11 protein-coding genes and 1 pseudogene are annotated in these 11,652 nt (G+C 62.5%); 5 read left to right on the forward strand and 7 right to left on the reverse strand.

Annotated elements, in window-relative coordinates; genetic code table 11:
* Positions 1-11: 11 nt before the first annotated feature.
* Positions 12-3,140 (forward strand): efflux RND transporter permease subunit, encoded by a 3,129-nt coding sequence (locus tag BJQ17_RS10870; protein ID WP_070096026.1) that lies wholly within the window; start codon positions 12-14, stop codon positions 3,138-3,140.
* A 61-nt stretch (positions 3,141-3,201) separates the two neighbouring features.
* Positions 3,202-3,777, forward strand: coding sequence for a molybdenum cofactor guanylyltransferase MobA (gene mobA / locus BJQ17_RS10875; RefSeq protein WP_004577474.1), 576 nt, complete (start codon positions 3,202-3,204; stop codon positions 3,775-3,777).
* Positions 3,778-4,015: 238 nt separating this feature from the next.
* Here mobA and BJQ17_RS10880 read toward each other — a convergent pair whose 3' ends face one another.
* Positions 4,016-5,005, reverse strand: coding sequence for a bile acid:sodium symporter family protein (locus BJQ17_RS10880; RefSeq protein WP_003253893.1), 990 nt, complete (start codon positions 5,003-5,005; stop codon positions 4,016-4,018).
* Between the two features lie 119 nt (positions 5,006-5,124).
* Here BJQ17_RS10880 and ampC point away from each other — a divergent pair, with 119 nt between their 5' ends.
* Together ampC and BJQ17_RS10890 are read left to right on the forward strand one after the other, a co-directional pair.
* A complete protein-coding gene (gene ampC, locus BJQ17_RS10885; protein WP_004577472.1) occupies positions 5,125-6,267 on the forward strand; it encodes a class C beta-lactamase in 1,143 nt (380 codons plus the stop codon).
* Positions 6,268-6,567: 300 nt separating this feature from the next.
* Entirely contained in the window at positions 6,568-6,900 is a 333-nt protein-coding gene (locus tag BJQ17_RS10890) for a hypothetical protein (protein ID WP_003253895.1), read from the forward strand.
* A gap of 46 nt (positions 6,901-6,946) precedes the next feature.
* Here the strand turns inward: BJQ17_RS10890 and BJQ17_RS10895 are convergent, their stop codons facing one another.
* From BJQ17_RS10895 to BJQ17_RS10920, 6 genes are all read right to left on the reverse strand, one after another.
* Entirely contained in the window at positions 6,947-7,258 is a 312-nt protein-coding gene (locus tag BJQ17_RS10895; RefSeq protein WP_010953779.1) for a hypothetical protein, read from the reverse strand.
* Between the two features lie 141 nt (positions 7,259-7,399).
* Positions 7,400-7,588 (reverse strand): hypothetical protein, encoded by a 189-nt coding sequence (locus BJQ17_RS10900; protein WP_003253897.1) that lies wholly within the window; start codon positions 7,586-7,588, stop codon positions 7,400-7,402.
* 138 nt (positions 7,589-7,726) lie between these two features.
* Positions 7,727-8,047 carry a YbjQ family protein gene (locus tag BJQ17_RS10905; protein WP_003253898.1) on the reverse strand — a complete coding sequence of 107 codons (321 nt, stop codon included), beginning with the start codon at positions 8,045-8,047 and terminating at the stop codon, positions 7,727-7,729.
* 70 nt (positions 8,048-8,117) lie between these two features.
* A complete protein-coding gene (locus BJQ17_RS10910) occupies positions 8,118-9,002 on the reverse strand; it encodes an EamA family transporter (RefSeq protein ID WP_003253899.1) in 885 nt (294 codons plus the stop codon).
* A 162-nt stretch (positions 9,003-9,164) separates the two neighbouring features.
* Positions 9,165-9,920, reverse strand: coding sequence for a class II aldolase/adducin family protein (locus BJQ17_RS10915; protein ID WP_070096027.1), 756 nt, complete (start codon positions 9,918-9,920; stop codon positions 9,165-9,167).
* Positions 9,921-9,942: 22 nt separating this feature from the next.
* Complete coding sequence (locus BJQ17_RS10920; protein WP_017147666.1) at positions 9,943-10,986, reverse strand: ABC transporter substrate-binding protein; 1,044 nt, start codon at positions 10,984-10,986, stop codon at positions 9,943-9,945.
* 173 nt (positions 10,987-11,159) lie between these two features.
* Between BJQ17_RS10920 and BJQ17_RS10925 the strand changes: the two are divergent.
* Positions 11,160-11,652, forward strand: a pseudogene (locus BJQ17_RS10925) (oxidoreductase); the annotation flags it as partial.

Raw genomic sequence — 11,652 nt, forward strand, 5'->3', positions numbered from 1 at the left:
GGGCCTGATTCATGCCGCAATTCTTCATCGATCGCCCGGTATTCGCCTGGGTGGTCGCACTGTTCATCCTGCTGGCCGGCGCGCTGGCCATCCCGCAGCTGCCGGTGGCCCAGTACCCCAACGTGGCACCGCCGCAGGTGGAAATCTACGCCGTGTACCCAGGCGCCTCGGCGGCGACCATGGACGAAAGCGTGGTCAGCCTGATCGAGCAAGAGCTCAATGGCGCCGACAGCCTGCTGTACTTCGAGTCGCAGAGCAGCCTGGGCAGCGCCACCATCACCGCCACCTTCGCCCCGGGCACCCACCCGGACCTGGCCCAGGTCGACGTGCAGAACCGCCTGAAGGTGGTCGAGTCGCGCCTGCCACGCCCGGTCACCCAGCAGGGCCTGCAGGTGGAGAAAGTGTCCACCGGCTTTCTGCTGTTGGCCACCCTCACCTCCGAAGACGGCAAGCTCGATGAAACCGCGCTGTCGGACATCCTGGCACGTAACGTGATGGACGAAATCCGCCGCCTCAAGGGCGTCGGCAAGGCCCAGTTGTATGGCTCCGAACGCGCCATGCGCATCTGGATCGACCCGCGCAAGCTGATTGGCTTCAACCTCACGCCCAACGATGTGGCCGAAGCCATCGCCGCGCAGAACGCCCAGGTCGCCCCTGGCAGCATCGGCGATCTGCCCAGCCGCAGCACCCAGGAAATCACCGCCAACGTGGTGGTCAAAGGCCAGTTGAGCAGCCCCGAAGAGTTTGCTGCCATTGTCCTGCGTGCCAACCCGGACGGCTCCACGGTCACCATCGGGGATGTCGCCCGGGTTGAAATCGGCGCCCAGGAATACCAGTACGGCACGCGCCTGAACGGCAAACCGGCCACGGCCTTCAGCGTGCAGTTGTCACCCGGCGCCAACGCCATGGAAACCGCTACCCTGGTACGGGCGAAGATGCAGGACCTGGCGCGCTACTTCCCGGAAGGCGTCAAGTACGACATCCCCTACGACACCTCGCCGTTCGTCAAGGTGTCGATCGAGCAGGTCATCAACACCCTGTTCGAAGCCATGCTGCTGGTGTTCGCAGTCATGTTCCTGTTCCTGCAGAACCTGCGCTACACACTGATCCCGACCCTGGTCGTGCCAGTGGCATTGATGGGCACCTTCGCCGTGATGCTGGCCATGGGCTTCTCGGTCAATGTGCTGACACTGTTCGGCATGGTACTGGCCATCGGCATTCTGGTCGACGATGCCATTGTGGTGGTGGAGAACGTCGAACGCATCATGGCCGAAGAAGGCTTGCCGCCCAAGGACGCCACACGCAAGGCCATGGGCCAGATCAGCGGTGCAATCGTCGGCATCACGCTGGTGCTGGTGGCGGTATTCCTGCCCATGGCGTTCATGCAAGGCTCGGTGGGGGTGATCTACCAGCAGTTCTCGCTGTCGATGGCGGTGTCGATCCTGTTCTCGGCGTTCCTCGCCCTCAGCTTGACCCCGGCATTGTGCGCCACCCTGCTCAAACCCGTGGCCAAGGGCGAGCACCATGAACGCAAAGGCTTCTTCGGCTGGTTCAATCGCCGCTTCGAACGCATGAGCAACGGCTACCAGCGCTGGGTGGTGCAGGCGCTCAAGCGCAGCGGCCGCTACCTGCTGGTGTACGCGGTGCTGCTGGCGGTGCTGGGCTACGGTTTCAGCCAGCTGCCTACGGCGTTCCTGCCCACCGAAGACCAGGGCTACACCATTACCGACATTCAACTGCCGCCGGGCGCCAGCCGCATGCGCACCGAACAGGTAGCCGCGCAGATCGAGGCGCACAACGCCGAAGAACCAGGCGTGGGCAACACCACCTTGATCCTCGGCTTCAGCTTCTCCGGTAGCGGGCAGAACGCGGCGCTGGTTTTCACCACCCTCAAGGACTGGTCCGAGCGCAGCGCCGACGACAGCGCCCAGTCGATCGCCGACCGCGCGACCATGGCCTTCACCCAGCTCAAGGACGCGATAGCCTATTCGGTGCTGCCGCCCCCCATCGACGGGCTCGGTGAGTCTACCGGCTTCGAATTTCGCCTTCAGGACCGTGGCGGCATGGGCCACGCCGAGCTGATGGCAGCCCGTGACCAGTTGCTCGAAAGCGCCAGCAAAAGCAAGGTGCTGACCAACGTGCGCGAAGCCTCGCTGGCGGAAAGCCCGCAGGTGCAACTGGAAATCGACCGCCGCCAGGCTAATGCACTGGGCGTGTCGTTTGCCGATATCGGCACGGTGCTGGACGTGGCCGTAGGCTCCAGCTACGTCAACGATTTCCCCAACCAGGGCCGTATGCAGCGGGTGGTGGTGCAGGCCGAAGGTGACCAGCGCAGCCAGGTTGAAGACTTGCTGAACATTCACGTGCGCAACGACAGCGGCAAGATGGTGCCACTGGGTGCGTTCGTTCAGGCCAGGTGGGTCAGCGGCCCGGTGCAACTGACCCGCTACAACGGTTACCCGGCGGTGTCGATCTCTGGCGAGCCAGCCGCCGGCTACAGCTCGGGCGAAGCCATGGCCGAAGTCGAGCGGCTGGTGGCGCAGCTACCGGCCGGTACCGGCCTGGAATGGACCGGCCTGTCATTGCAGGAGCGGCTGTCCGGTAGCCAGGCCCCCCTGCTGATGGCGCTGTCGCTGCTGGTGGTGTTCCTGTGCCTGGCTGCGCTGTACGAAAGCTGGTCTATCCCGACTGCGGTGCTGCTGGTCGTTCCGCTCGGCGTGCTCGGTGCGGTGCTGGCGGTGACCTTGCGCGGCATGCCCAACGACGTGTTCTTCAAGGTTGGCCTGATCACGCTGATCGGCCTGTCAGCGAAGAACGCCATCCTGATCATCGAGTTTGCCAAGCATCTGGTAGACCAGGGCGTGGACGCCGTCGACGCCGCCGTGCAAGCGGCCCGCCTGCGCCTGCGGCCGATCGTGATGACTTCGCTGGCGTTCATCCTCGGCGTGGTTCCACTGGCCATCGCCAGCGGCGCAAGCTCTGCCAGCCAGCAGGCGATTGGCACCGGGGTGATCGGCGGCATGCTCAGCGCCACGCTGGCGGTGGTGTTCGTGCCGGTGTTCTTCGTGGTGGTGATGCGCCTGTCACAGCGACGCCAGGCGCATGACAGCGACGGGCAACCCGTGGCCCGCGAAAGCTGACTGGACAAGCCCCGCGTGAAATGGGAGGGTTCCCGGCAATGACTGCCCGGAACCCTTTTTCATGCCTGATGCACTCCCCCCCTGCTCAATCCTCGTTCTCGCCGGTGGCCGCGGCCAGCGCATGGGCGGCCGTGACAAGGGCCTGGTGGACTGGCAAGGCGAGCCGTTAATTGCACATGTTCATCGCGCGGTGCGGCCACTGAGCGACGACTTGGTGATTTCCTGCAATCGCAACCAGGCGGCTTACCGAGCATACGCCGACCAGTGGGTGGGCGATGCAGAAGCCGACTTCCCCGGGCCGCTGGCGGGGGTGATTGCCGGGCTCAAGGTGGCACGTCATGCGTGGGTGGTGTTGCTGGCCTGCGATGCACCCCTGGTTGATCGCGACTTGATCGAAGACCTGCTGCGGCTGGCAGTGGCCGGTAACAGCGCGGCAATGGTGCGTCAGGGTGGTTTTTGGCAGCCGATGTTCAGCGTGCTGCCCAAGCGGGTGTTGCCGGTGCTGGAGCAGGCCTGGGCAGCGGGTGAGCGGAGTTTGCAGAAGGCCTTGCTGCGCGAGGCGGTGCAAGGGCTGGAGTGCGCCGAGAGCGATCGCCGGCTAAGCAACTTCAACAGCCCGGAACGGCTGCAAGACTGAGGGCATGACACCGCCCCCACAGGTAAGCCACAACACTTCAGAACTGTGGTGACTTTGTAGGAGCGGGTTTACCCGCGAATACGGCGGCGGCTGCAACGGTGAACGACGAGTGGAGATTGGCCAGCAGGCACGGCCTCTTCGCGGCCATCAACCATTTAATACGACCAAGCTTTTCAGCGCTGAGCACCGCAGAAAAGCTTGACCGCCAACAGTGTATCTAATCGGAACGCAAAGGCGCTCACGACACCGCCGAAGCCTCCACCTCCTGCTCGCGGCTTGCATAACGCTGCGCCAGCACAGCACACACCATCAGCTGTATCTGGTGGAACAGCATCAGCGGCAAGATCATCGCGCCAATGCCACTGCCCACGAACAACACCTGGGCCATGGGCACACCCGTAGCCAGGCTTTTCTTGGAACCGGCAAACAGGATGGTGATGCGATCCTCAAGGTCGAAGCCCAGCGCCTTGCCAAGCAAGCGGGTGCCAAACAGCACCACTGCCAGCAGAATTGCGCACACTACGAACAACCCCGCCAGGTGCTGCGGCGATACGGTGTGCCACAGCCCGGTAACCACGGCCTCACTGAAGGCGGTGTACACCACCAGCAGGATCGAACCCTGGTCCACCACCTTGAGCCAGCGCGCATTGTGCTTGACCCAGGCACCGATCCAGCGTCGCGCGACCTGCCCGGCAACGAACGGCACCAGCAGCTGCAACGTGATCTTCAACACCGCATCCAGGCCGGAACCTGTATCACCACTGGCACCCAGCAGCAACATCACCAGCAACGGGGTGAGGAAGATACCCAGCAGGCTGGAGGCCGCCGCGCTGCAGATGGCGGCCGGCACGTTACCGCGGGCCAGCGAGGTAAAGGCAATGGCCGACTGCACGGTTGCAGGCAAGGCACACAGGTACAGGATGCCCAGGTAAAGCTCGTTACCCACCAGCGGTACGAACAGGGGTTTGAACGCCAGGCCCAGCAATGGGAACAATACGAAAGTACAGGAGAACACCAGTAGGTGCAGGCGCCAGTGCCCGGCACCGGCAATGATGGCTTCACGGGACAGTTTGGCGCCATGCAGGAAGAACAACAGGCCGATGGCCAGGTTGGTCAGCCAGCCGAAATACACCGCGCCATCGCCCGCGCAAGGCAGCACGGTGGCGATGAGTACTACACCGAGCAAGGCCAAGGTGAAATTGTCAAATAACATGCGCAAATACTTCATCACTGTATCCATCTTGTCATGGTGGCTGGGCAGACGATAAGGTCTTTGGCTCTCCGTCGCTAACGCCGGAACCCCGAGCGGTATCGCTCAACGGACACGTTCCACAAAAAGGACTCACCATGCTCCGCCCACGTCTGGCTGCACTTGCAGCCGCCATTACCCTTGCCTTGGGCCATGCCAGCGTCCAGGCCGACGACCAGTTACAGGCCAAGGTCGACCAGATCATCCGCCCGCTCATGCAGGAACAAGGCATCACCGGCATGGCTGTGGCCATCTATGCACGCGACCACGCGCATTACTTCAGTTACGGTGTGGCCAGCAAGGCCGACAACGTACCGGTCAGCCGCGATACGCTGTTCGAAATCGGTTCGCTGAGCAAGACCTACACTGCCACCCTGGCCGCGCTTGCCAGCGCCGAGGGCAAGCTTGACCTCGAGGCCCCGGCCAAGCGCTATCACCCGGCACTGGCCGGCGTCCCCATCGGCGACGCGACGGTGCTGGAACTGGGCGCTTATAGCGCCGACTGCCTGCCACTGCAGTTCCCCGACACCGTGCAAACACCGCAGCAGGTAGTCGATTTCTTCCGCCACTGGCAACCTCGCGCCAAACCCGGCACCCAGCGCTGCTACTCCAACCCCAGCCTGGGGTTGTTCGGTGACCTGGCTGCCCGTGCGCAGCATGAACCGTTTTCCACGCTGATGAGTGAGGGCCTGCTGACGAAGATGGGCCTGAAAAATACTTACCTTCAGGTTCCGGCCAGCGCCCAGGGGCTTTATGCCCAAGGGTATGACGCCGACGACAAGCCGGTGCGTGTAGGGCCCGGCCCCTACGCCGATGAGGCCTACGGCATCAAAACCAGCGCCAGCGACCTGCTGCGCTATGTGCGGTTGCACATGCAGCCGCAGGGCCTGCCACCGGCCCTGGTGAAAGCCACCGCCATTACCCAGCAGGGCTATTTCCAGGTTGGCGGCATGACGCAAGGCCTGGGCTGGGAACGCTACCCCTACCCGGTCACGCTGAGCACACTGATCGATGGCAACAGCCCACGGCTGATCCGCGAACCGCAGGCCACCACTCGCTTGCAGCCGGCCCTGCCCGCGCTACCGGCAGCCTGGTACAACAAGACCGGCGCCACCAACGGCTTCGGCGCGTACGCCGCGTTCGTGCCGGCAGAACAGCTGGCAGTCGTGCTGCTGGCCAATCGGAATTACCCCAACCAGGCGCGGGTGCAAGCCGCCTTCGACATCCTTTCCGGCTTATAACGCTCGCGTTGATTGTCGGACAAAACGACAGAATGTAGTGAGCAAAAATATTCACTACAAAATGGTTGACGCCGTTCATCGCGCTTGGGCATGATGAAGCCGTCTCCCCGATCGGGAGCGGTGGCAAGGGTGTTCCAGACGGCCTGCGCGGTAACGCAGGCCGTCCGTGGAGAGGGAAACTGTCCAAAAGGCAGCGTGAGAAAGCCCCTGTTGCGATGCTGCTGTAGCAGCCTTGGTAGTGCGCTACACCGTGATAGCGCCAACTGTGAAAATCACCTATGAATGGGTAATGGGGGCTTTATGATGAACTTGAACAACAATCCGACTATCGACCAATTGGCCCAGCTGTTCGCCGTGCGCAAGGACAGCCTTGACGACCATTTGCTGTGGGTTAGCCAAACCGGTGAAGTGCGCCTCGATCGCCTGCCACCGAACACCGTCGAAGATGAATTTGAAGAGCACCTGCCCAGCATGCGTGCCCGCTTCAAGGTCTACCGCCGTGGCCAAGGCTACGTCGGCAAGAAAGCCGCCGCCGACACCGAATTCGTTGGCCGCGTGCTGCAGACCCTGCAACAAGAATGGCCCGCTGCCCGTGAGCAGCAGGCAGTCAAGGTGATCGAACCGCTGAATTGAGGGTTCGCACCCTTACCAGAGCCCGGCCCGCATAGGCCGGGCTTTTTCATGCCTGGCGCCGCTGCAGACGGGTTTCCGGCAAAGGCAAGGCGCCTGTTGCCATCGCCCGGGCGCGGTCGACACCCCACACCAGCGCACGGGTCATGGTCTCGCCCGGCAGCGCGGGGTAATACTCTTCCAGCAACGCCCGCCCATCCCCGGCGTACAACCCCAGAAACAGCTGCGTCGCCCCCAGGCGCGACAAGCGCACCTGCACGTCCAGTGTGGTGCCGTCGCTGAGTGCTTCGTCGTGGCAGCGGCTGTGCAACTGTGCGTCGGCCCACTGCCAATAGGTTTCTTCCCTGACTCGCATGAGCATTCAATCCTCCGTTGCTGGAATGCCGCGTCAGAAAACCACAGGCCGGGCCATCCGGCGAGCGCTACCGGGCAATACCATGAGGCGGATCAACGAATGGCAATAAAAACCCCGCCGTTGGGCGGGGCGTGTGCAGGCACGGGATCACTTCTTGAGCGGTACCCGCGGCATGAAGCGGCCTTTTTTGCTGCGCTGCAAATGTGCAGGTTGGAGCTGTTCGGAATCATCCAGCGTCATGTGGGCGAAACCCAGGCGAAATGCCGCCTGGCCGCAACGCACCTGGCTGTTGATCGGGAACGCGTCGTTCAGGTCTTCGAAAAAGGATTCGCTCATGCCCAGTCTCCCTCCAGTGGCGGTCGCGTCGGCAACCAGACAAGTTGCCCAGGAAACGCGGCCTGTGAAAGTGAGACTAGCTGGTCATTTGCGGACCGACCGGACAAGAACCTTGCAGCCGACCAATGGCAAAAGGCTTTACTTCAGGCGTACTGCCGTGCCGGTGGCAAATACCACGACCATGCCGCCCTGTACCGACGGCATGCTGATCTCAAAATCAACCCCCACTACCGCATCGGCTTGCAACTGTCGTGCCCGGGCCTTGAGTTCTTCAGTGGCCTGCTCCCGGGCCTCGCGCAGCGCGCTTTCCAGGGTTTGCGAACGGCCACCGAAAAAGTCGCGAAACCGTGTAAAGAAATCGCGCACGAAGTTGATGCCCTGCACCGATTCGGAACTGACCACGCCCAGGTATTCGGCAATCGGGCGGCCTTCGAGCTGGCTGGTGGTGGAAATGATCATGGATGCGCTCCGTTGGCCTGGCAAAAAGAGGCCGATTCTAACAGAGCGCAGGTCGGCGGATTTAAGCGCTTTACGCGTTGGCAGCCCGCAAACGCTGACCGATGCGCGCACCGAATACATTCACCAGCAGGCCGGCCATCACCAACAATGCGCCCCAGCCCTGCGTAGCGGTCAGGCGCTCTCCCAGCAGCAACGCCGACGAACTCAGGCCAATCACCGGTACCAACAGCGAGAACGGCGCCACTTTGCCTGCCGGGTGACGCGACAGCAACTTACTCCACAGGCTGTAGCCGAGCATGGTGGCCACAAAGGCCAAATACGCCAGGGCCAGCACCGAACTCCAACTGATATTGGCCAAGGCATGGCCAATGCGCTCGGGGCCTTCGAGCCACCAGGACAGTGCCAGGAATGGCAGTGGCGGGATCAGCCCACCCCAGATCACCAACGCGACCAGGTCGACCGAGCCGAACCGCCGGGTAATGATGTTGCCCAGGCCCCACATTGCACCGCCACACAGGGTCAGCACCAACGCCAGCATGGGCACATGGCCGCCGTCTTCGCTGCCGATCAGTGCCAAGCCGCCGGCCGCCACCAGCAGCCCCAGCACGCTGGCCAGGCGCAGCCGCTCACCGAGAAACAACGCCGCAAAACCGAGGGTGAAAAAGGCTTGCGACTGCAGGATCAACGAAGCCAACCCTGGCGGCATGCCGCTGTACATGGCCTGAAACAGGAACGCGAACTGGCCCAGTGAAATGGTCGCACCGTAAGCGATCAGCCAGCGCCACGGCAGTTTGGGCCGCCTGACCAGCAAGATCGCCGGAAACGCCACCAGCAAGAAACGCAATGCCCCCAGCAACATCGGTGGCAGCCCGTCGAGGCCAACCTTGATGACCACAAAGTTGACGCCCCAGGCGACAATCACCACCAGGGCGATAAGCAGGTCCTTGAGTGGCATTGCGACTTCCTTCTGCAGGCTTTTTAGACATATTTCGTTACAGCATAACGGTATTCCTTGAGAAGGGACCAGCACAGTTGAAAGCAATGGTTGCACTACAGTGACTGTTCCGTCCGCCCGCTGTCGTTTGCACGACTAACTGCCAAATCAGCAAGCGCAGGTTCAATCCTGATAACCAGGCGCCACCTTTTCCAACATTCGCAACAACGCCGCCCACGCCAATTGCAGCGCATCCGGGTCGGTCAGTTCCCCCTGCTTCAACCCTCTCCCCGGCGCGTTGAACTGCCGTTCGGTACGCACGCACACGTCGGTCGACGGCAATATCAGTTGCCCAGCACTTTGCGCCGCCAACTGGATCTCGCAAGCCTTCTCCAGGTAGTACATGCGCAAGAAGGCTTCAGCCACACTGCGCCCCGTGGTCAACAGGCCATGGTTGCGCAGCATCATCACCGGCTTGTTGCCCAGGTCGGCCACCAGCCGTTGCTGTTCATCCATGTCCAGCGCGACGCCCTCGTAGGCGTGGTAAGCCACATTGCCGTAAAACTCCATGGACATCTGGTTGACCGGCAGCAGGCCACATTCCAGTGCGGCCACCGCGCAACCTGCGCGGGTGTGGGTGTGCAGCACGCACTGGGCATCCTCGCGGGCAGCGTGAATGGCACTGTGAATGACGAACCCGGCCGGGTTGACCGGGTGACGGGCAGCCCCCACCGGCCGCCCCTGCAGGTCGATCTTCACCAGGCTGGACGCTGTGATCTCCTCGAAGAGCAGGCCATACGGGTTGATCAGGAAATGGTGCTCCGGCCCAGGCAGGCGCAGGGAGATATGCGTGAAGATGAGATCGCTCATGCGAAAGTGCGCGATCAGCCGGTAGCAGGCAGCCAGCTCCCGACGCAGGCTTAGTTCCGTTTCAGTCATCTTGTTGCCCCTTTACTGAGCGCTATTTGCTGGCCCAGGCGTTGAAGCGTTGCTCCAGTTCTTCGCCATGATCGACCCAGAATTCCACGTTCATGGCCAGCGCCCCTTGAAGGTTCTGTGGCGAAGTGGGTACCCAGTTGGCCAGCGCCGGGTCAAGCCTGGCCGCGGCTTGGGTATTGGTTGGCCCATAGGGGATCTGTTGTACATACCGCACCTGGGTATCCGGCTGATTGGCATAGGCAATCAGCCGCTTGGCCTGGTCGACATGCCGCGAGCCTTTGATGATCGCCCAGTAGTCCATACCGTACAGGCTGCCAGGCCATACCACGGCCAACGGGCTGCCCTGCTGCGCCGCCACCGCAATTCGTCCGCTGTAGGTGGAGGTCATCACCACGTCACCGGCTGCCAGCCATTGCGCGGGTTGAGCGCCGGCGTCCCACCACTGGATATGGGGTTTGAGTTCGCTGAGTTTGGCGAAGGCCCGCTCGACACCTGCCGGCGTGGACAATACCCGGTATACGTCCTCGACCTTGACCCCGTCAGCCAACAGCGCGAATTCCAGGTTGTACACCGCACGCTTGCGCAGGCCGCGCTTGCCAGGGTACTTGTCGACGTCCCAGAAGTCGGCCCACGACGCCGGCGCCTGGGCCAGCTTGCTGCGGTCGTAGGCAATAGCCACGCTCCAGACCAGCGCGGCCGACCCACAATCCTGTGCGGCTGCCGGGATCAGTTCGGCGGCATGGCCCAGGCGCTGCCAGTCCAGGTGCTCGTAGATCCCCTCGTCGCAGCCGCGCATCAAGTCAGGGCCTTCGATCTGCACCACATCCCAATCGACGTTGCCGGTGTCAGCCATGACCTGGATCCGCGCCATTTCGCCGTTGTATTCACTCTGGATCAGCTGGCTGCCGTCCTGGGCAATGAAGGGCTTGAAAATCGCCTCATCCTGGGCCTTCTGGCCCGCGCCGCCATAACCGACCACAACCATCTGCTGCGCAGCTTGCGCAGTGCCCAGGCCAAGGGCCAGCAAGGCTGCACAAAGGCCGGTCACACGTGGATATAGCTGCATCGTAGTTTCCTCCTGGCGGTGCCCGACGGGCCCGTTTTCTTGTTGTTTTGAGGTCACACCCTCGCCATGCGAGTGAGGAAAACCTAGACAAACGCCAGTAAAAAAACAAGTTGATTTTTTACTATCGCTACACTTTGATAGAAAAATAACAACACCGTACCGGAGCCGCCTGTATGCAGACCGCCTTCCCACACTTGTTCGAGCCCTTGCAGATCCGCGGCAAACGTTTGAAAAACCGCATCATGTCCACCGGGCACGACACCTGCCTGCCCACCGACAACCTGGTCAACGACAAACTGATCGCCTACCAGCGCGACCGCGCTGCCGGCGGCGTTGGCCTGATCGTGCTGCAGGTCGCCGGGGTGCACGACAGTGCCCGCTACACCTCGCATGTGCTAATGGCCACGGACGATGCCTGCATCGACGGCTACCGCCAGCTTGCCGAGGCCTGCCACGCGCACGGCACCGTGGTGCTGTCGCAACTGTTTCACCCCGGGCGGGAGATCATGGAATCGGCAGACGGCCTGTTGGCGGTAGCCTACTCGGCCTCTGCGGTGCCCAATGAGCGCTTCCGGGTGATGCCACGGGCGCTGGACCAGGCAATGATCGACGAAATCGTCCAGGGCTATGCCGGCGCCGCACGCCGCCTGCACCAGGCCGGCCTGG

The sequence above is a fragment of the Pseudomonas sp. NBRC 111139 genome (assembly GCF_001753955.1).
In the GTDB taxonomy this organism is placed as follows: Bacteria; Pseudomonadota; Gammaproteobacteria; order Pseudomonadales; family Pseudomonadaceae; genus Aquipseudomonas; species Aquipseudomonas alloputida.